This is a genomic window from Oceaniovalibus guishaninsula JLT2003 (assembly GCF_000299575.1).
Classification (GTDB): domain Bacteria; phylum Pseudomonadota; class Alphaproteobacteria; order Rhodobacterales; family Rhodobacteraceae; genus Palleronia; species Palleronia guishaninsula.
The window spans coordinates 171,111-191,026 of the sequence record NZ_AMGO01000036.1; the positions used below are offsets into that span (position 1 = coordinate 171,111).

Sequence of the window (19,916 nt, forward strand, 5' to 3'; positions counted from 1 at the left end):
CAATCTGCGACGTGACGCTTCGCCCCGGCGTCGTGCGATAGGACCAGGGGCCGGCGGCAATGGGGCCGCCATGAAACGGGACTGCCGGACCGCCGGACAGATCCCAGATGGGATACGACAATGTTCAACGAAACCAGGAAATCGATCCAGTGGGGCGAGGAAACGCTGACGCTGGAAACGGGCAAGGTCGCCCGCCAGGCCGATGGCAGCGTCATCGCCACCCTGGGCGAGACCAGCGTGATGGCCAACGTCACCTTCGCCAAGACGCAGAAGCCGGGGCAGGACTTCTTCCCGCTGACCGTGCATTACAACGAGAAATACTATGCCGCGGGCAAGGTGCCGGGCGGCTTTTTCAAGCGCGAGGCGCGTCCGACCGAGAAGGAGACGCTGACCTCGCGGCTGATCGACCGGCCGATCCGTCCGTTGTTCGTGCCCGGCTTCAAGAACGAGGTTCTGGTCATCTGCACGGTGCTGAGCCACGATCTGGTCAACGATCCCGACATCGTGGCGATGATCGCCGCGTCGGCGGCGCTGACGCTGTCGGGCGCGCCGTTCATGGGACCGATCGCCGGCTGCCGCGTGGGTTACGAGGGCGGCGAATACGTCCTGAATCCCGACCTGGAGGACATGCACAACCTCAAGACCAAGCCCGAGCAGCGGCTGGACCTTGTGGTCGCGGGCACCAAGGACGCGGTGATGATGGTCGAATCGGAAGCCTATGAGCTGTCCGAGGCCGAGATGCTGGGCGCGGTGAACTTCGCGCACCAGCAGATTCAGCCGGTGATCGACCTGATCATCGACCTGGCCGAGGAAGCCGCGAAAGAACCGTTCGATTTCGAGCCGGCCGATTATTCCGCGCTTTACGACGCGGTGAAGCAGGCGGGCGAGCAGAAGATGCGCGCGGCCTTCGCCATCACCGACAAGCAGGAGCGCACGACCGCCATTTCCGACGCGCGCCAGGCCATTATCGACGGCCTGACGGACGAGCAGAAGGCGGACGAGAACCTGGGTTCGGCGCTGAAGAAGCTGGAATCGTCGGTTCTGCGCGGCGATGTGGTGAAGTCGGGCAAGCGCATCGACGGACGCCGCACCGACGAGGTGCGTCCGATCGTGGCCGAGACCGGGCTGCTGCCGCGCACGCACGGATCGGCCCTGTTCACGCGCGGCGAGACGCAGGCGTTGGCCGTGACCACGCTGGGCACCGGCGACGACGAGCAGATGATCGACGCGTTGCAGGGCACCTACAAGTCCAACTTCCTGCTGCACTACAACTTCCCCCCCTATTCGGTGGGCGAGGTCGGACGCTTCGGCCCTCCGGGCCGGCGCGAGATCGGGCACGGCAAGCTGGCCTGGCGGGCCTTGCAGGCGGTGCTGCCGGCGGCGACGGATTTCCCCTATACGATCCGCGTCGTGTCCGAGATCACGGAATCGAACGGATCGTCGTCGATGGCGTCGGTCTGCGGCGGATCGCTGTCGATGATGGATGCGGGCGTGCCGCTGAAGGCCCCCGTGGCCGGCGTCGCGATGGGCCTGATCCTTGAGGATGACGGCGAATACGCCATCCTGACGGACATCCTGGGCGACGAGGATCATCTGGGCGACATGGACTTCAAGGTGGCTGGCACCGAGAAGGGCATCACGTCGCTGCAAATGGACATCAAGGTGGCGGGCATCACGTCCGAGATCATGGAAAAGGCGCTGGATCAGGCCAAGGCCGGGCGTCTGCACATCCTGGGCGAGATGAACAAGGCGCTGTCCGAAGCCGGATCGTTCAGCCAGCACGCGCCCAAGATCGAAACGATGCAGATCCCCACCGACAAGATCCGCGAAGTCATCGGATCGGGCGGCAAGGTCATCCGCGAGATCGTCGAGACATCGGGCGCCAAGGTGGACATCAACGACGACGGGGTCATCAAGATCGCTTCGTCCTCGGCCGATGCGATCCAGCGGGCCCATGACATGATCCATTCCATCGTGGCCGAGCCGGAGGCCGGCAAGGTCTATAAGGGCACGGTGGTGAAGATCGTCGATTTCGGCGCCTTCGTGAACTTCTTCGGCAAGCGCGACGGTCTGGTCCATGTCAGCCAGATCGACGAGAAGCGCCTGAACCATCCGTCGGATGCGCTGAAGGAAGGCCAAGAAGTCTGGGTCAAGCTGCTGGGCTTCGACGATCGCGGCAAGGTGCGGCTGGCCATGAAGATGGTCGATCAGGAGACCGGACAGGAAAAGACCGCCGAGGAAGCGGCCGAATAAGGCCCCTGCCCTTCGGCGCGAATGACGAACCCCGGCAGCGATGCCGGGGTTTTTTCGTATGCGCGGTCAGGGGACGAAGTCGCCCAGCCAGTTGCCATGCGCCCAGCCAAGCCGGTTGCCCGGACCGAAGCTGATCGCGTACCAGGCGCCGCGCTTGTCGTAGATGCCGACGCGGTCGCCGTTATGGACCGCGCCGATCTGGGGATAGTCGGATCCCGGCCCGGTCCTGACGGCCAGAAACCCGTCGCCCTGCGGGTCCAGACCCATCACCCGCGCCACGCCGAAACACGCGGCTTCGGCATCGGGCGGGCAGTAGGTATCGAAGGGAACGGCAGGCTGCTGGGCGGCGGCGGCCCCCGGCAGGGCCAGAAATGCGATGGGGACGATGCGCGACAGGAACGGGTGCATGGGAAACCTCGCTTGGTAGGAATGTGCCCCACGATACGACGGTTCCCTAGCGTCAACAACATCGCGATGCGGGCGGCAAATGGGTTTGGCGCAGGCGTCTTTATCGGGCAGGATGGGACAGGTTCATTCGGGGGGAGCGAACGTGCGGAACTTCATCACGGTGCTGGCGGTCGCGGGGACGGTCGCGGGACAGGCGGGGGCGGCGACGCTGGCCGATGTCTATTCCAGCTATTTCGCCTTTGGCGACAGCCTCAGCGACAACGGCAATCTGGGGGTTGCGCCCGCGCCGCCCTATTACCTGAACCCCGAAAAGGGCCGCAGCGAGTTTTCCAACGACAAGGTGTTCGCCGACGTTCTGGATGACGGGTTCGTCGTGGGATCGACGACGCAGAATTACGCCTTCGGCGGCGCGCGGGCGACGGGCGCATCGGCGGTGCCCGGAGTTTCGGGGCAGATCGGCCTCTTTTCGCTGGATATTGGGGGGTTCGACGCGCCGGGCGCCCCTTTCCCCGGCACGCCGTCGCCGGGCGCGCGGCCGCTGGCATCGGTCTGGTTCGGCGGCAACGACGTGATCGCCGCGACCCAAAGCCTGGCGGCGGGCGCGGATTTCGATGCCGCCCAGGCGTCTGTCGAGGCGGCGGCGGGCATTGTGGTGGTGGGCGTGGCCGAGTTGTGGAGCATCGGGTTCACCGACATCGCGGTTCTCAACGTGCCGGATCTGGGGGCGGTGCCGCTGTTCAACGCGACGCCGCTGGCCCCGCAGGCGACGCGGCTTGCGCGGGCCTTCAACGCGGCGCTGGGGACGGGGCTGGACGCGTTCGGCCTGCCGGGCGCGACCGTGACGCAGATCGACGTCTTCTCGATCCTGGACGGGGTGCGGACGGGGGCGGACACGCTGGGTCTGTCGCTGGACAACGTCACGGATGCGTGTCTGACGCCGCTATCGGTTTGCGACCCCGACCGCTATCTGTTCTGGGACGCGGTGCACCCGACGGGGATCGTCCACGCGACGCTGGCGGGCGCGGTCGAGGATCGGCTGCTGGCGGATGTGACGCCCGTTCCGCTGCCGGCGGGATTGCCGCTGCTGGGCGGCACGCTGGCATTGCTGGCCGGGCTGGGGGCTGCGCGCGGACGGCGGATGCGATAACGGGCGTGTTACGAAACACATCTGTCTTGCCGGTGTTGGACGACCGACAGGACGGCGAAAGGGGACGGAACATGGACAGACGCGACTTCATCTCGGCGGGTTTTGCCGCCTTCGGCGCGGCGCTGGCCGCGGGAAGCGCCGCGGCGCAGGCCACGGCGGGCGCAGTGCCTTCGGATACGGTGCTGCCCGCGCGGCTTCAGCCCGCTTTGGTGCGGCTGCGCGCGCCGCTTCCGCCGGGCGAGGTGCATGTCTTTCCCAACCATTTCCAGCTTTACTGGACGCTGCCCGATGGGCAGGCATGGCGTTACGGCATCCGCGTGGGCCGGGACCGGCTCTACGAATCGGGCACCTATTATGTCGGCGCCAAGAAGGAATGGCCGTCCTGGACGCCGACGCCCGACATGATCGCGCGCGAACCCGAGCGTTACAAGAAGTGGGAAGACGGGATGCCGGGCGGGCCGAACAACCCGCTGGGCGCGCGCGCGCTTTATCTGTTCGAGCCGGGGCGCGGCGACACCTATCTGCGCATCCACGGCACCGCCGATACCTGGACCATCGGCCGGGCGGTGTCGAACGGCTGCGCCGGGCTGACGAACGAGCATATCAAGCTGCTTTACGCCCAGGTGCCGATGAACGCGCGCGTCGTTCTTTATCCCAAGATGGGGCCCGAGCCGGTTCCGCTGCAAAGCTAGGTCTGCACTTCCTGCATGGCCGATCTTCCGGCGGGTGACATCCCGCCGGAAGCGCCTACATCCCCCACGTCTGGATGGAGGACGCGGAAGATGGACACGTTCCTCGGGCTCGACGCGCTTATGCTGGCGCGGATTCAGTTCGGCTTCACCATCGCGTTCCATTTCATCTTTCCGGCCTTCACCATCGGTCTGGCCAGCTATCTGGCCGTTCTGAACGGCATCTATCTGTGGACCAAGGACAGCCGGTATCTCGATCTGTTCTCTTATTGGGTGAAGATCTTCGCCATCACGTTCGCCATGGGCGTCGTGTCGGGCATCGTGATGTCCTATCAGTTCGGCACCAACTGGTCGGTCTTTTCCGACCGGGCGGGGCCGATCATCGGGCCGCTGATGGCCTATGAGGTTCTGACGGCCTTCTTCCTGGAAGCGGGGTTTCTGGGCATCATGCTGTTCGGGCGCGACCGGGTCGGCCCGGCCCTGCACATGACGGCCTGTCTGATGGTGGCGGCGGGCACGGCCATTTCGGCCACCTGGATCCTGAGCGTGAACAGCTGGATGCACACGCCCGTGGGCTTTGCCATGGGCGATAACGGGCAGTTCCTGCCGCAGGACTGGTGGGCCATCGTGTTCAACCCGTCCTTCCCCTATCGGCTGGCGCACACGCTGATCGCCGCCTATCTGGCCACCGCCTTCATCGTCGGCGGGGTCGGCGCATGGCATCTGCTGCGCCGGCGGGCCGACGCGCACGGGGTGCGCAAGATGTATTCGATGGCGATGTGGATGGCGCTGCTGGTCGCGCCCCTGCAAATCGTCGCGGGGCATGAGCAGGGGTTGAACACGCTGGAATACCAGCCGCCCAAGATCATGGCGATGGAAGGGCATTTCGAAAGCCACGAGAACGGCATTCCGCTAGTGCTGCTGGGCCTGCCCAATCAGGAGGAAGGGCGCGTCGATTACAAGATCGAGATCCCGCGAGTGGGCGGGCTGATACTGGGACAGGGATGGAACGGCAGCATGGCGGGGCTGGACACGGTGCCCGACGCGCTGGAGCCGCCGGTCGCCGTCGTCTTCTGGTCCTTTCGGGTGATGGTGGGTCTGGGCCTGCTGATGCTGGCGGTCGGCCTGTGGTCGGGCTGGGCGCGCTGGCGCGGCACGCTTTACACCGATCGCTGGCTGCACCGCGCATCGGTGCTGATGGCGCCGGCGGGGCTGGTGGCGATCATCGCCGGCTGGATCACAACCGAAGTGGGCCGCCAGCCCTTCACCGTCTACGGCGAGATGATGACGGCCGATTCCGCGTCACCCATCGCCGCGTCGGCCGTCGGCGCGTCGCTGATGGCGTTCATCGTGATCTATTTCGCGGTGTTCGGGGCGGGCATCCTCTATATCCTGCGGCTGATGTGGTATCCCCCGCACCGCCGCGAACCGGATGCCAAGTCCGAACCCGGACCGATCCGAACGGCGGGCAGCACGCCCGCGCAGCAGGTCGAGGAATCCACCTCGCAACCGGCGGAGTAGGGCCATGGATATCAGCTTCGATCTGACGATCGCCTGGGCGCTGCTGCTGGCCTTCGCCGTCTATGTCTATGTGGCGCTGGACGGGTTCGATCTGGGCATCGGCATCCTTTATCCGTTCTTTCCCGAAAAGCGCGACCGCGACCTGCTGATGAATTCGGTCGCCCCCGTCTGGGACGGCAACGAGACATGGCTGGTGCTGGGCGGCGGCGGGTTGTTCGCCGCATTCCCGCTGGCCTATGCGATCATCATGCCGGCGGTCTATCCGCTGATCATCGCCATGCTGCTGGCGCTGATCTTCCGCGGCGTGGCGTTCGAGTTCCGCTTTCGGGCCGAGCATCGCTGGGCGCAGAAACTCTGGGACGGCGCGTTCATCGGCGGATCGGTCCTGGCGGCTTTCGTGCAGGGCGTGATCCTTGGCGCGCTGTTGCAGGGGATCGAGGTGGACGGGCGCGCCTATGGCGGCGGCTGGTGGGACTGGCTGACGCCGTTCACGCAAGTCTGTGGGCTGGCCGTGGTGTGCGGCTATGCGCTGCTGGGGGCGTGCTGGCTGAACATCAAGGTCGAGGGCGCGATCCAGGCGCGTGTGCGGCGGCTGGCGCGGATCGCGGCGCTGCTGACGGTGGGATTCATCGTCGCGGTCAGCCTTTGGACGCCGTTCCTCGACCCGGCCTATTTCGAGCGGTGGCTGGGCTGGCCCGATATCCTGAAGGTCGCGGCGGTGCCGATCGTGGTGGCGGTGCTGATCCTGGCGCTGGGCCGCGCGTTGCTGCGCGAAGGGCGCGACTGGCTGCCGCTGGGTCTGGCGCTGGCGCTGTTCCTGTTGTGCTTCATCGGCCTTGGTGTCAGCATGTGGCCCTATGTCATCCCGCCCTCGGTCACGATCTGGGACGCGGCGAGCCCGTTCAAGTCGCAGCTTTTCATGTTCGTGGGCGCGGTCGTGCTGGTGCCGATCATCCTAGCCTATACCGGCTATGCCTATTGGGTGTTCCGCGGCAAGCTGGACCCCGAGCAAGGCTATCATTGATGCGAACCCTGCGGCGGCTGGCCTGGTTCGTCGCCCTCTGGGTGCTGAGCGTGGCCGCGCTGGGGATCGTCGCCTGGGGCATCCGGCTGATGATCCTGTAAGGGGGCCGCGCGGGGCGGCCCCCGGCCGGGTCAGCCCGGCTGCTTGACGGTGCGAAGATAGGGCAGTTTCTTGTCGAAGCTGCCGAACTTCTCGGTCGCTTCCTCGTCGCTGACGGCACCCGTGACGATCACGTCGCCGCCCTGCACCCAGCCCGCGGGCGTGGCGACCTTATGCTCGGCCGTCAGGCGGATGCTGTCGAGCGCGCGCAGGATCTCGTCGAAGTTGCGGCCCGTCGTCATCGGATAGGTGAGCGACAGCTTGACCTTCTTGTCCGGCCCGATGACGAAGACGGTTCGGACGGTCTGATTGTCCGCAGGGGTGCGGTTGGCGGGATCGCCCGACGCCTCGGCCGGCAGCATGTCGTAAAGCTTGGCCACCTTCATGTCGGGATCGCCGATCATGGGATAGGACACCTCGTTCCCGGTATAGGACGCGATGTCGGACTTCCATTTCATGTGATCCTCGACCGGATCGACGCTGATGCCGATGATCTTGGCGTTCCGCTTGGCGAATTCGTCCATCATTCCGGCCATCATCCCCAGCTCGGTCGTGCAGACCGGGGTAAAATCCTTGGGGTGGCTGAACAGGATGGCATAACCGTCGCCGATCCATTCGTGAAAGCGGATTTCGCCTTCGGTCGTGTCGGCGGTGAAATCGGGGGCGGTGTCGCCCAGTCGCAATGCCATGTCGGCCTCCGTCGTTGGTGATGGGTGTCACATAGGCGATGCGGCCCCTTTACCAAAGCCCCCGCTGTCAGAAGGGCGCCGGCGCGCGAAACCGCATGCCGCGCCCGCCATCGGGATGGCGCAGTTGCAGAACCTCGGAATGCAGCATCAGGCGGGGATGATCGCGCGCCGCCCCCGTCGCATAGAAGGGATCGCCCAAGATCGGGTGGCCCAGCGACAGCATGTGCACGCGCAACTGGTGGGACCGGCCCGTGCGCGGGCTGAGACGCACGCGGCTTTCGGTGTCGGACGCCTTCAGCACGCGCCAGGCGGTCTGCGCGGGCCGTCCATCGGGGTGGATCATCTGGCGGGGGCGGTTTTCCCAATCGACCATGATCGGGGCATCAACCTCGCCCGTCGCGGGGGTCAGGCGGCCGGCGACGCGCGCGACATAGGTTTTCCTGACCTGCCGGTTCTCGAATTGCAGGCCAAGATGGCGCTGGGCATGGGGGGTCAGCGCGAAGACCATGACGCCGCTGGTGTCGCGGTCCAGCCGATGCACCAGCAGCGCGGTCGGATAGGCGGAGAGGATCCGCGTCATCAGGCAATCGGCCAGATGCGCCCCCTTCCCCGGCACCGACAGAAGGCCCGCGGGCTTGGCCACGGCGAGGATCTGGTGATCCTCGTGCAGGACATCCAGCGGGGTGTCGGGGGGCGCATAGGCCCCGGCATCCGCCATGGCGGTCATCGGTGCGCGAAGGTCATGTGCAGGATCGCGCCCAGCGCCTCGGCATCGGCTTGGGTGAAGGCGGCGGGGCGGTCGCTGTCGATGTCGAGCACGGCGATCAGCGTCCCCGCCGCGTCGCGGACCGGCAGCACGATTTCCGACCGGGTGGAGGCCGCGCAGGCGATATGGCCCGGAAAGGCGTCCACATCGTCCACGATCTGCACCTCGCCCGTGCGGGCGGCCGCCCCGCAGACCCCGCGCGAGAACGGGATCGTCAGGCAGCCATGCCCGCCCTGATACGGTCCGATCTTCAGCAGCTCCGGCCCGACCACGCGATAGAACCCCGTCCAGTCGAAGCGCGGGTCGGAATGGTGCAGTTCGCAGGCCAGCGTCGCCATCAGCGCGATGGCGTCGGTTTCGCCTTCGGTCAGGCTGGCGATGCGGGCGGCAGTGGCGGGCCAGTGGGATTGGGTCACGGACGTTCCAGAGCGATGGCCGTGCCTTCGCCCCCGCCGATGCAGATGGCCGCGATGCCGCGCCGGACGTCGCGCGCCTCCATCGCGTTCAGCAGCGTAGCGATGATGCGCGCGCCCGACGCGCCGATGGGATGGCCCAGCGCGCAGGCCCCGCCATTGACGTTCATGCGGTCGTGGGAAACGCCCATTTCGTGCATGAAGGCCATCGGAACGACGGCGAAAGCCTCGTTCACCTCCCACAGATCGACATCGGCGACCGTCCAGCCCAGCCGGTCCAGCAACTTCTGCGCGGCGGGAACGGGGGCGGTGGTGAACCAGCCCGGCGCCTGCGCGTGGCTGGCATGGCCGCGGATATAGGCGCGGACCTTGCCCGACGCGCCATCGGCCGCCGCGATCACCAGCGCCGCCGCCCCGTCCGAGATGCTGGAGGCGTTGGCCGCCGTGACCGTCCCGCCGTCGCGGAAGGCGGGCTTGAGCGCGGGGATGCGGTCGGCGCGGGCAAGGGCGGGCTGCTCGTCGTGCGCGACCTCGGTGCTGCCCTTGCGGCCCGTCACCGTCACCGCCGCGATTTCGGCGTTGAAGGCGCCCGACGACTGCGCGGCCAGCGCGCGTTCCAGCGACGCCACGGCATAGTCGTCCTGCGCCTGGCGGGTGAACTGGAAGCGTTCGGCGCAATCCTCGGCGAAGGTGCCCATCAGGCGGCCCTTGTCATAGGCATCCTCCAGCCCGTCGAGGAACATCGAATCAACCACGCGGCCATGGCCCAGTCGCGCGCCGCCGCGCATCTTTTCAAGCAGATACGGGGCGTTGGTCATGCTTTCCATGCCGCCCGCGACGATGCAGCGCGCATCGCCCAGCGCGATGCGGTCATGCGCCATCATCACCGCCTGCATCCCCGAGCCGCACATCTTGTTCAGCGTCAATGCCGGCACGCTGTCGTCCAGACCGCCGGCAAAGGCCGCCTGCCGCGCGGGCGCCTGGCCCAGACCGGCGGGCAGGACGCAGCCCATCAGAACCTCGTCCACGTTCGGATCGTCGGCATCGGCCAGGGCGGCGGCGATGGCGCGTCCCCCCAATTCGGGCGCCGAGGCGGCGGCAAGCGCGCCCTGCAACGCCCCCATCGGGGTGCGGCGGGCGGAAAGAATGGCGATATCGGTCATGACTGGCCTTTCGAGCGCGGATCTTAAGGCTTCGGTAGCGTTTTGCCGCCTAAGGTGGCGAAAGACGAACGGAAGGACAAGACGATGCAGCTTGCCACGAGGGAAGAAGGCGGCGTTCGGATCATCACGGTTCTGGCGGACCGGGTGGATGCGGCCATCGCCGTGCAGTTCAAGGATGCCGTGCGCGACGCCGCGGCCGACCATGCCGGGCGCGTCATCCTGGACATGGGACAGGTGGAGTTTCTGGACAGCAGCGGCCTGGGCGCGGTGATCGGCGCGCGCAAGCATCTGGCGGCCGGGGCGGTGCTGGAACTGGCGGCGCTGACGCCGGCGGTGCTGAAGGTGTTCCGCCTGACCCGGATGGACACGATCTTTGTCATCCATGACGGCCCGGCGGAAGGCTGGGTTCGTGCCGATGCGGAGGCTGTCCGTGCATCCTGACCGCGACCGGGGGACCGAACGCATGGCAACCGCGCGCCGGACCGACCGCACGACCGTCACGGCGGGGCATCGCGAATTGCGGGTGATCTTCCCCAGCGACAGCCTGTCGGTGCGCGATGCCCTGGCCTCGACCCTGCGCGGCCTGCGGCATCTGGAGCTGAGCGACGACGAAGCGTCCACCGTGGAACTGGTGCTGGCCGAGGTTCTGAACAATATCGTCGAACATGCCTATTCGGGCCGGTCGGAACGCATGATCGAATTGCAGGTCCGCCACGATGCCGACGGGCTGAGCTGCGCGACCTTCGACGACGGCGATCCGCTGCCCGGATTGCAGGTGCCGCCCGGTCCGACCCCGCGCCCCGATGCCCCGACCGACCTGTTGCAGGAAGGCGGATTCGGCTGGTTCCTGATCCGCGAACTGTCCAGCGACCTGTCCTATCACCGCGAGGAGGGGCGCAACCATCTTTCGTTCCGGCTGGACGTGGCGCGGCAGATCCGGACGATGTGACGGGACGGCGGCGCTTGCCTTGGGGCGCAATCCGGGCAAGCGTCGCAATCCAAGCGTTATGTCAGGCGGAGCGTCTCCATGCCGATCACACCCGTCAGCGACCTTGTGGCGCGCGCCAAGGAGCGGATTGTCACCCTGCCCGTGGACGAGGTGCGCCGCCGCCACGAGGCGGGCAGCATCCTGCTGGTTGATATCCGCGATGTCCGCGAACTGGCGCGGACGGGCCGCATTCCGGGCGCGATCCATGCGCCCCGCGGGATGCTTGAATTCTGGGTCGACCCGGCCAGCCCCTATCACCGGCCGGATTTCGATACCGACCGGACGATCGTGCTGTTCTGCGCCGCGGCCCAGCGTTCGGCCCTGGCCGTGCTGACCTTGCAGGAGATGGGCGTCGCCGACATCGCCGAGATGGAAGGCGGGTTCGCCGGATGGCAGGCGGCGGGCGGCGCGGTGGAACAGCCGGACGGATCGCGCTGACGGCGAACCGTCAGTTGAGGCTGAACTGAAGCGGATAGGCGCCGTTCTCGAAATCGCCGAACATGTCGGGCAGATCGGGATGCCCGACCGGCATCCCCGATTCGTCGGGCACCAGGTTCTGTTCGGACACATAGGCGACATAGAAGCTGTCGTCGTTCTCGGCCAGAAGGTGATAGAAGGGCTGGTCGCGACGCGGGCGGCTGTCTTCGGGGATGGCGGCATACCATTCCTCGGTGTTGGAAAAGGTCGCATCGACATCGAAGATCACGCCGCGAAACGGGTGCTTGCGATGGCGGACGATCTGCCCGAGATGAAAGCGCGCGTGCTGTTTCAGCATCCCATCCTCCTGTCGGGCAGTGCTTAGACGGTCGGGCGGCCTTTTGTCCATGCGGCGGCGCGCCTGCCCTCGGGACAGGGCCGAACGGGGGATTTTCGTTTCACCGCAGGCCCGTTTTCGCTAGGATAGGGCAAAACGACAAAAACAATCGAGCAGCAGTATGAACAAGACACTTCGGGCCCTGATTCTGTTGGTGTTCGTCGCCGGCTGCGGCAGCAGCGACCATACGGCGCCCAGGAATCTCGACAATGCGTGCGACATCGTTTCGCAAAGACCCGCATACCTGAAGGCGATGAAACGGGCGGAACGGCGCTGGGGCATCCCGGTGCCGGTGCAGATGGCGACGATCCATCAGGAATCGAAATTCATCGGCAATGCCCGGACGCCCTATCGGTTCGCGCTGGGGGTGATTCCCATGGGGCGGCAATCGTCCGCCTACGGCTATAGCCAGGCGCTGGACGGGACATGGGACGAATATGTGCGCGCCACCGGCAATCGCCGCGCCAAGCGCGACCGGATCGAGGACGCGACCGATTTCATGGGGTGGTACATGAACGCCACCGCGCGCAGCCTGAACATCCCCCATTCGGACGCGACGAACCAGTATCTCGCCTATCACGAGGGCCGCAGCGGCTATGCCCGCGGCAGCCACAACGGCAAGGCGTGGTTGATCACCGTATCGCAGAACGTGGGCGCGCGCGCCGTGCTTTACGACGCGCAGTTGCGGGCCTGCCGCAAACGCTGAGGCGTCAGCCCCGGCGGCGCGCAACCTCGGTCGGGATCGAGAAATAGCGCGACGGGAAGCTGCCGCCGGCCTCAAGCCCGCCCAGAACGACCGTCGTGCGGCTGCCCGACCCGTCGGTGATGACCCACTGGCGCAGCTCGACCGGATTGCCGGTGAAGACCAGCTCGATCGTGCCGTATTCGGGGTTGGCGGGGTCCTGCGCGGTGACGATCGTCTTGACCCCGTCCTGCCGGTGGCCGACCACCATGCCGCGCCGCGCCAGATCGACGTTGCGTTCGAGGATGATAGACAGCGGCGTGCGCGACAGCGGGTATTGTTCGGGCGTCACGCTGTTGGACTTGCCGTCGAAGATCGCGACCTGTCCGCCGCCCGCCATGACCAGCGTCCGTTCGGGCGGATTGTAGACGAACCGCACCCGGCCCGGACGCTGGATGTAGATCGTCCCGGTCGAGATCGTGCCGTCGTCGTTGATCTGGGTGAAGTCCGACCGGGCGCTTTGCAGGGCGTTGAGATAGCGCGACAGATCGGCCAGCGGGATCGGCGCGGCGCGCGCCGGACCGGCAACGAGCGTCGCGGCAAGGCCCGTGGCGACAAGGGTTCGGCGGGTCAGCATGGCGGTCCTTTCGGCGTGGTCTGCATCCCCGATATAGGGCCTTGCGCCCGGCGGTGCCATCGTTCGCCGATGACAGGCCGGTGAGGCGCGCGGCGGTGGAACTTCGCCCCGGTCCGCCGATTGACAGGGCGCAGACCAAAAGGAGAGTAACCATGCCCGAAGTTTTCGTTTCCGGCCTCGACGATCAGTCCCGCCACAAGATGATCGACCTGTTGAATGCGCGGCTGTCCGACATGATCGCGCTGACGCTGGCGGTGAAGCAGGCTCACTGGAACCTGAAGGGGGCGGGATTCATCGGTGTGCATGAATTGCTGGACGATGTCGCCGACCGCCTGCGCGACAGTTCCGACCTGATCGCCGAACGCGCGGTGATCCTGGGCGGTTTCGCCAAGGGCACGGCCGAGGTCGTGGCCGAAAAGTCCGACATGGACGCCTATCCGGTCGAGCTGTCCGATCTTCAGGATCACGTCGCCGCGCTGAAGGAACGGTTCATGTCCGTGGGCGAGGCGCTGCGCGAGGCAATCGAGGAATCCGACGATGCAGACGACGAAGACACGTCCGACCTGTTCACCGAGGTCAGCCGTCAGGTGGACAAGGACGCCTGGTTCATCGGTGCGAACGAACGGGTCTGAGGACGCTACCGCAACAGCATCCACAGGCCGAAGCCGACTGCCCCCGCGGTGGCGGCAAAACCCACCAGCATCAACAGCCCGTCGCGGGCCGTGATGGCCAGACCGATGGCGGCGATGGCCGCCGTCGGCGCGGTACTGGCGAACGGCACGATTTCCAGCGGCGGAACGGTGAGGCACAGCAGCAGGCAGGCCCCCGCCGCCAGCCGCTGCATGCCCGGCCCCGTCAACCGCGTCAGCCGGTGCGAGAAGTGGCGATCCATCCATGCGCCGATCGGGCGCAGCTTGTCGGCCGCCGTCCTCAGCTTGCCGCCCTCGACGGAGCGTCGTTCGATCACGCCCGGCAGCCAGACGTGATCGCGCCCGACGATCATCTGAATGGCGACAAGCGCGATGATGGCGGCCAGAAAGGTCGGCACGCCCGGAATGCCGCCGATGGGCGAGATTTCGATCAGCGCGGGCGTGAACAGCAGCGGGCCGAAGCCCCGGCTGCCGATCGCCCCCAGCACGTCGCCGATGGAGGCCCTGTCGCTGTCGTCGCCCAGTTCCTGCAACCGGTCGAGGATATCCTCGACCGCCGTCACGTCATCGCTCATCGCCGCGTCCCCTGCCGTCGCTCCATGTGGATTCAGTCGCGGCAGGGCGCATGGTTCCAGGGTTACTGCGGTTCGGGCACCAGAATGTCGCGCTTGCCGACATGGTTGGCGGCGCTGACGATGCCCGCATCCTCCATCTGCTCGACCAGACGGGCGGCCTTGTTATAGCCGATGGCCAGCTTGCGCTGGATATAGCTGGTCGAGCATTTGCGGTCCTTGATGGCGATGGCGACGGCCTGATCGTAAAGCGCATCGTCGCCGCCTTCGCCGCCAAGGCCCAGAACGGCATCGATGTCGCTTTCCTTGTCCTCGTCGGGGCCTTCGACCACGCCGGACAGATAATCGGGCGGACCGTAGGATTTCAGGTGATTGACGATCTCCTCGACTTCCTCGTCGGAACAGAAGGGGCCGTGGACGCGGGTGATTTTGGACCCGCCCGCCATGTAAAGCATGTCGCCCATCCCCAGAAGCTGTTCGGCCCCCTGTTCGCCCAGGATGGTGCGGCTGTCGATCTTGGACGTGACCGAAAAGCTGATCCGGGTGGGGAAGTTGGCCTTGATCGTGCCGGTGATGACATCGACCGAAGGCCGCTGCGTCGCCATGATGAGGTGGATGCCGCTGGCCCGCGCCATCTGTGCCAGGCGCTGGATGCAGGCCTCGATCTCCTTGCCGGCGACCATCATCAGGTCGGCCATCTCGTCCACGACGACGACGATGAAGGGCAGCAGTTCCGGCGTGATCTCCTCGGTCTCGAAGACGGGATCGCCGGTTTCGTCGTCAAATCCGGTCTGCACGGTGCGCGAGAACAGTTCGCCCCGGCCAAGCGCGTCGCGCACCCGGCCGTTATAACCCTCGATGTTGCGCACGCCCATCTTCGACATCTTGCGATAGCGATCCTCCATCTCGCCCACCACCCATTTCAGGGCAACGACGGCCTTTTTCGGGTCGGTGACGACAGGGGACAGAAGATGCGGGATGCCGTCATAGACGCTGAGTTCCAGCATCTTGGGGTCGATCATGATCAGCCGGCATTCCTGCGGCGACAGGCGATAGAGCAACGACAGGATCATCGTGTTGATCGCCACCGACTTGCCCGATCCGGTCGTGCCCGCGATCAGCAGATGCGGCATCCGCGCCAGGTTGGCGACCACCGGATCGCCGCCGATATCCTTGCCCAGCGCCAGCGGCAGGGCGTGCTTGCCGTCGCCATATTCGCGCGCCGACAGGATTTCGCGCAGAACGCACATCTCGCGGTGTTCGTTCGGAAGTTCGATCCCGATGACGCTGCGGCCGGGCACGGTCGAGACGCGCGCCGACAGCGCCGACATGCTACGGGCGATGTCGTCGGCCAGGCCGATCACGCGGCTGGCCTTGAGGCCGGGCGCCGGTTCCAGTTCGTACATCGTGACGACCGGGCCGGGGCGGACGCTGACGATTTCGCCCTTCACCCCGTAATCGTCCAGCACGCTTTCAAGCTGGCGGGCATTCTCCTCCAGCGCGTCGGCATCCAGAACCTGCCGCCGGACGGTGTCGGGGCTTGTCAGCAGCTCCAGCGGCGGCGGGGTGTAGTCCCCGGACGGCGCGGCGGATGCGGAGCGGGGCGGTGTCGCGGCGGCTGGCGGTTTCGGCGCGGGACGTGCGGCCGGGGCCGCATCTCGGCGCGAGTTGAACGAGGGCGGGCGCACCGGACCGGGCTCGACAAGCTCGGGCTCGGGCATGGGACGGGACGCATCGTCGTCGTCCTCCTGCGGGATGCGGACGCGGCTGGCGACCAGCGGCGGTTCGTCCCGGCGCGGATTGGGGACGATCGACGGCTGGCGCATCCGCGGCGCGCGCGCCGGCGGCGCCGGTTCTTCCGGCGCGGTTTCGGGAAGGGCGTCGGCGGCCGGTTCGGCGTTGCGGCGGATGGACGGAAGGGGAGCGGACAGGCGCTGCCAGATCGTCGGGCGCGTGTCGTCCCCGTCCGGTTCGACGACATCGAAATCCGGCTCGGCCCGGCGGCGCGCGCGGGCTTCGGCCAGATCGCCGGCGGCGCGCACGGAACGGTTCGCGCCCTTGGCCAGGCCCCGCCCCCCGACCGAGGCTGTTCGCATCAGCGCGTCATAGACCGTGACCGTGCCGCGCAGCAGCCAGCCGCCGATGGCGCGCAATTCGGCCAGCGAAAAGCCCAGCACGAACAGCAGCATCGCCAGCGTCGCCAACGCGACCACCAGCGCGGCCAGTTTGAGCCCCGTCGCGCCATCGACCGACAGCAGACCCAGCATCGCACCCAGAGCGGTGTCGCCGAACAGTCCGCCCAGCCCGAAGCTTTGACCCCAATCCGGGCCGGGCGCATGGGTCGAGGCGTAGATCGACATAAGCGCCACGGCGATGGGGCCAAACACGGCGCGCGCCATGGCGCGGTCGGCGCCGCGATGGGTGACGAAGCGCACGCCCCAGACCGTGAACAGCAGCGCCAGCCCCCAGGCCCCCTGCCCCACCACCATGTAAAGCGGGGCTGCGATCGACGCCCCCGTCCGGCCCAGAAGGTTCCGCGCGGGTTCGGACGTGGCGCTGAGCCAGCTTGGATCGTCGGCGGCGTAGCTGCCCAGCATCAGCGCGACGGCGACGCCCAGACCGATCAGCACCAGCCCCAGCAGTTCCTTACCGCGCCGTTCCAGCGCGGCCTGCGTGTTGCTGTCAAAGAGCGGATCGCGCCCCCGCGTCTGGTAAGCCATGCCGTTCCCCGATCCTTAATTGTAAAGACAATTGCGCAGCCGGGTCAGGCCGCGCTCGGTCTCGTCCTCGTCCGTGACGAGGGCCACCCTGATATAGCCTGCGCCCGGATTGCCGCCCCCGGCCTCGCGCGAAAGATAGGCACCGGGCAGAACCCGCACCCCTGTCTCACGCCACAGGCGCAGCGCCGCGGCCTCGCCATCCTCGACCGGCAGCCACAGGAAGAACCCGCCTTCGGGCGCGCCGCAGCCGGGAATGCCGGCGAAGATGCGGTCGGCCATGGCGAATTTTGCGGCATAGCGCGCGCGGCTCGCCTCGACATGCGCCTCGTCGCGCCAGCAGGCTTCGGCCACGGCCTGAAGCGGCAGGGGAATGGGCGCGCCGGCATAGGCGCGAAGCTGTTTCATCGCGGCGATGGTGCGCGGCCCGCCGGCGGCGAACCCGACGCGCAGGCCGGGCAGGTTCGACCGCTTGCTGAGGGAATGAAAGACGGTGACGCGTTCGGGATCGGCGCCCATGTCGCGCGCGACCTGCAACGCGCCGGGCGGCGGGGCATCGCGCCAGATCTCGGAATAGCATTCGTCGGCCAGAATGCGGAAATCGTGCCGTTCGGCCAGTTCGATCAGATCGCGCCAGTATTCCGCCGACGCGACCGCGCCCTGCGGGTTGGCGGGCGAGCAGATATAGGCCGCGACGCAGGCATCCAGCACGTCGCGCGGCAAAGCGGCGTAATCGGGCAGGAACCCCGTCCCGGCGGTCGCCGGAACGTAGACAGGGTACGCGGCGACGGCGAGCGCCGCGACGGCATAGACCTGATAGAACGGATTGGGCGTCAGGACGACCGGCGGCGGGCCGCCGCCCGCCTCGGGGCACAGGGCGATGGCGGCGTTGAACAGCCCCTCGCGCGTGCCGTTGAGGGGCAGGATCGCGGTGGCCGGATCGACCGTCACGCCATAGCGGCGGTGCAGCCAGCCGGCGATGGCGTCGCGCAGCCCGTCGGTGCCGTCATTGGGGGGATAGACGCCGAAGCCCGGCAGGTTGGCGGCAAGGACGTCGCCGATGAAGGGCGGCGGATCGTGGCGCGGTTCGCCGATGGTCATGTGGATGACCTCGCCGCCCGGCGCATGCGCGTCCAGAAGCGCCCGCAGACGCGGAAACGCATAGGGCGGCAGGTTCGAGAACCGAACGGGATACTGCATGACGTGCCTCGGCTGGGGTCTGACGCCCCGTTTGGGCCAACCTAGCCTGTCAAGGCGTCCGGGGTCCAGTAAAAGGCCACGTAATCCGGGCGCTGGACCGCGTTGTTGCAATCAGGACAGGGCGATTTCGGCGGCGCGGCCGAGGCGCAGAAGCCGCCTTTCGCTGCGGGGCGGCGTCTGGATCAGCAGACCGGCCGACGGCACGCCTGTCGGAAGGGTCAGGCCGGGCAGCCCCATCAGATTGCCGATCCGGGTATTGCGCAGCGTCAGCAGGTTGCGGTCGGCGAAATAATCCACGTCGCGTTCCAGACGCGCGCGGTCGGGCGGCAGGATCGGACTGGTCGGCAGGATCACCGCATCGAAACCGCCCGTCGCCGCCAGATAGCCGCGCCGCAGATCGTCCAGCAACCGCCACGCGGCGACGTAATCGGGCGCCGAGACGCTGCGCCCGCCGCGAAAGCGTTCGCGCACGGGGGCGAACATGAGATCCGGCTGCGCCTCGATCCGATCGGCCCAGACGCCATAGGCTTCGGCGGCAAAAACGGTCGCGGCCAACGGCAACGCGCGTTCGACCGCATCGACCCCGCCGCGTTCCACAGTGGCGCCGGCGGCGCGCAGACATTCCACCGCCCGTTCGAACCCGCAGGCAACCGGCGCCGCGAGATCGGTCATCGCGGTTCCATCCAGCCATAGCAGCCGCGCGCCTTGCAGGGTCGCGCCGGTCAGGTCGGGGGCGGGCCAGCCACCCATCGCCGCCCAGACCAGCGCCGCATCCTCGACATTGCGAGCGAGCGGCCCCAGCGTGTCGAAACGCGGGCAAAGCGGCACCACGCCGCCCATCGGCAGGGTGCCGGCGGTGGTCTTCAGCCCGACCAGATCGTTCCAGGCGGCGGGCACGCGGACCGATCCGCCGGTATCGCTGCCGATGCCGCAGGGCGCCAGACCGAACGCGACCGACGCGGCGGCCCCCGACGACGACCCGCCCGAGACCGCATCTTCGTCGTGGATGCAAGGCGGCGAGGCGGTGACGGGGTTCAGGCCGAGGCCGGAGAATGCCAGCTCGGTCATGTGGGTCTTGCCGAGGCAGACCATCCCCGCCGCCGATGCGTTGCGAAGGACATCGGCGTCGCGCGTGGGAACCCGGCCCTTCAACAGCGCGCTGCCAGCCTCGGTCGCGGTGCCGGCGGTATCGAACAGATCCTTCCAGCCGACCGGCACCCCGTCGAGCAGGGAAAGGCGCGTGCCTGCCCTGGCCCGCCCATGCGCGGCTTTGGCCCCGGCGCAGGCGCGGGCCGGGGTCAGGCGCGCCCAGACGCGGGGGGAGAGCGGATGCGCGTCGATGGCGGCAAGAAACGCCCCTGTCAGATCCACCGGGTCGATCCGCCCGGCGGCGATGCCGCGACCCAGATCCGCCGCAGACGCCTTCAGCCATTCGTCCATGCCCGCCCCCCCCTGTCGCCGCGCGGACCTTAGCCATGGCGTGT

22 protein-coding genes are annotated in these 19,916 nt (G+C 67.4%); 11 read left to right on the forward strand and 11 right to left on the reverse strand.

Annotated elements, in window-relative coordinates:
- Positions 1–120: 120 nt before the first annotated feature.
- On the forward strand, positions 121–2,253 hold the full coding sequence (gene pnp / locus OCGS_RS08945; protein WP_007426921.1) for a polyribonucleotide nucleotidyltransferase: 2,133 nt from the start codon (positions 121–123) through the stop codon (positions 2,251–2,253).
- A 66-nt stretch (positions 2,254–2,319) separates the two neighbouring features.
- Here pnp and OCGS_RS14570 read toward each other — a convergent pair whose 3' ends face one another.
- On the reverse strand, positions 2,320–2,661 hold the full coding sequence (locus OCGS_RS14570; protein ID WP_007426922.1) for an SH3 domain-containing protein: 342 nt from the start codon (positions 2,659–2,661) through the stop codon (positions 2,320–2,322).
- Positions 2,662–2,803: 142 nt separating this feature from the next.
- Between OCGS_RS14570 and OCGS_RS08960 the strand changes: the two genes are divergently transcribed.
- The 5 genes from OCGS_RS08960 to OCGS_RS15090 all read left to right on the forward strand — a co-directional run bounded on the left by OCGS_RS08960 (position 2,804) and on the right by OCGS_RS15090 (position 7,143).
- A complete protein-coding gene (locus tag OCGS_RS08960; RefSeq protein WP_007426923.1) occupies positions 2,804–3,808 on the forward strand; it encodes an SGNH/GDSL hydrolase family protein in 1,005 nt (334 codons plus the stop codon).
- 71 nt (positions 3,809–3,879) lie between these two features.
- Positions 3,880–4,500, forward strand: a complete 621-nt coding sequence (locus OCGS_RS08965; RefSeq protein WP_007426924.1) for a L,D-transpeptidase — start codon at positions 3,880–3,882, stop codon at positions 4,498–4,500.
- A gap of 90 nt (positions 4,501–4,590) precedes the next feature.
- A complete protein-coding gene (locus OCGS_RS08970; protein WP_007426925.1) occupies positions 4,591–6,018 on the forward strand; it encodes a cytochrome ubiquinol oxidase subunit I in 1,428 nt (475 codons plus the stop codon).
- Between the two features lie 4 nt (positions 6,019–6,022).
- Positions 6,023–7,042 (forward strand): cytochrome d ubiquinol oxidase subunit II, encoded by a 1,020-nt coding sequence (gene cydB / locus OCGS_RS08975; RefSeq protein WP_007426926.1) that lies wholly within the window; start codon positions 6,023–6,025, stop codon positions 7,040–7,042.
- Entirely contained in the window at positions 7,042–7,143 is a 102-nt protein-coding gene (locus tag OCGS_RS15090) for a DUF2474 family protein (protein WP_156801017.1), read from the forward strand. The genes cydB and OCGS_RS15090 overlap by 1 nt, the downstream gene beginning before the upstream one ends.
- Positions 7,144–7,173: 30 nt before the next feature.
- Here OCGS_RS15090 and OCGS_RS08980 read toward each other — a convergent pair whose 3' ends face one another.
- The 4 genes from OCGS_RS08980 to OCGS_RS08995 all read right to left on the reverse strand — a co-directional run bounded on the left by OCGS_RS08980 (position 7,174) and on the right by OCGS_RS08995 (position 10,172).
- Entirely contained in the window at positions 7,174–7,830 is a 657-nt protein-coding gene (locus OCGS_RS08980; RefSeq protein ID WP_007426927.1) for a peroxiredoxin, read from the reverse strand.
- Between the two features lie 67 nt (positions 7,831–7,897).
- Entirely contained in the window at positions 7,898–8,557 is a 660-nt protein-coding gene (locus OCGS_RS08985; protein ID WP_007426928.1) for an RluA family pseudouridine synthase, read from the reverse strand.
- The gene (locus OCGS_RS08990; RefSeq protein WP_007426929.1) at positions 8,554–9,012 is read right to left on the reverse strand and encodes a GAF domain-containing protein; all 459 of its coding nucleotides are present in this window, start codon (positions 9,010–9,012) and stop codon (positions 8,554–8,556) included. The genes OCGS_RS08985 and OCGS_RS08990 overlap by 4 nt, the downstream gene beginning before the upstream one ends.
- The gene (locus OCGS_RS08995; RefSeq protein ID WP_007426930.1) at positions 9,009–10,172 is read right to left on the reverse strand and encodes a thiolase family protein; all 1,164 of its coding nucleotides are present in this window, start codon (positions 10,170–10,172) and stop codon (positions 9,009–9,011) included. The genes OCGS_RS08990 and OCGS_RS08995 overlap by 4 nt, the downstream gene beginning before the upstream one ends.
- 84 nt (positions 10,173–10,256) lie before the next feature.
- On the opposite strand from OCGS_RS08995, the gene OCGS_RS09000 reads away from it, so the two are divergent.
- The 3 genes from OCGS_RS09000 to OCGS_RS09010 all read left to right on the forward strand — a co-directional run bounded on the left by OCGS_RS09000 (position 10,257) and on the right by OCGS_RS09010 (position 11,598).
- The gene (locus OCGS_RS09000; RefSeq protein ID WP_007426931.1) at positions 10,257–10,613 is read left to right on the forward strand and encodes an STAS domain-containing protein; all 357 of its coding nucleotides are present in this window, start codon (positions 10,257–10,259) and stop codon (positions 10,611–10,613) included.
- A gap of 22 nt (positions 10,614–10,635) precedes the next feature.
- Entirely contained in the window at positions 10,636–11,121 is a 486-nt protein-coding gene (locus tag OCGS_RS09005; RefSeq protein WP_007426932.1) for an ATP-binding protein, read from the forward strand.
- A gap of 78 nt (positions 11,122–11,199) precedes the next feature.
- A complete protein-coding gene (locus tag OCGS_RS09010; protein WP_007426933.1) occupies positions 11,200–11,598 on the forward strand; it encodes a rhodanese-like domain-containing protein in 399 nt (132 codons plus the stop codon).
- A 10-nt stretch (positions 11,599–11,608) separates the two neighbouring features.
- Here the strand turns inward: OCGS_RS09010 and hspQ are convergent, their stop codons facing one another.
- Positions 11,609–11,935 (reverse strand): heat shock protein HspQ, encoded by a 327-nt coding sequence (gene hspQ / locus OCGS_RS09015; RefSeq protein ID WP_007426934.1) that lies wholly within the window; start codon positions 11,933–11,935, stop codon positions 11,609–11,611.
- A 160-nt stretch (positions 11,936–12,095) separates the two neighbouring features.
- On the opposite strand from hspQ, the gene OCGS_RS09020 reads away from it, so the two are divergent.
- Entirely contained in the window at positions 12,096–12,680 is a 585-nt protein-coding gene (locus tag OCGS_RS09020) for a transglycosylase SLT domain-containing protein (RefSeq protein WP_040610822.1), read from the forward strand.
- Between the two features lie 4 nt (positions 12,681–12,684).
- Here the strand turns inward: OCGS_RS09020 and OCGS_RS09025 are convergent, their stop codons facing one another.
- Entirely contained in the window at positions 12,685–13,293 is a 609-nt protein-coding gene (locus OCGS_RS09025) for a LolA family protein (RefSeq protein ID WP_007426936.1), read from the reverse strand.
- A gap of 152 nt (positions 13,294–13,445) precedes the next feature.
- Here OCGS_RS09025 and dps point away from each other — a divergent pair, with 152 nt between their 5' ends.
- Complete coding sequence (dps, locus tag OCGS_RS09030) at positions 13,446–13,925, forward strand: DNA starvation/stationary phase protection protein Dps (RefSeq protein WP_007426937.1); 480 nt, start codon at positions 13,446–13,448, stop codon at positions 13,923–13,925.
- A 5-nt stretch (positions 13,926–13,930) separates the two neighbouring features.
- Here dps and OCGS_RS09035 read toward each other — a convergent pair whose 3' ends face one another.
- The 4 genes from OCGS_RS09035 to OCGS_RS09050 all read right to left on the reverse strand — a co-directional run bounded on the left by OCGS_RS09035 (position 13,931) and on the right by OCGS_RS09050 (position 19,872).
- A complete protein-coding gene (locus tag OCGS_RS09035) occupies positions 13,931–14,518 on the reverse strand; it encodes an exopolysaccharide biosynthesis protein (RefSeq protein WP_007426938.1) in 588 nt (195 codons plus the stop codon).
- Positions 14,519–14,580: 62 nt separating this feature from the next.
- Positions 14,581–17,235: a DNA translocase FtsK gene (locus OCGS_RS09040; protein WP_007426939.1), complete on the reverse strand. Its 2,655-nt coding sequence runs from the start codon at positions 17,233–17,235 to the stop codon at positions 14,581–14,583.
- A gap of 15 nt (positions 17,236–17,250) precedes the next feature.
- On the reverse strand, positions 17,251–18,432 hold the full coding sequence (locus OCGS_RS09045; protein WP_007426940.1) for an aminotransferase class I/II-fold pyridoxal phosphate-dependent enzyme: 1,182 nt from the start codon (positions 18,430–18,432) through the stop codon (positions 17,251–17,253).
- 111 nt (positions 18,433–18,543) lie between these two features.
- Complete coding sequence (locus OCGS_RS09050; RefSeq protein WP_007426941.1) at positions 18,544–19,872, reverse strand: amidase; 1,329 nt, start codon at positions 19,870–19,872, stop codon at positions 18,544–18,546.
- Positions 19,873–19,916: the final 44 nt, after the last annotated feature.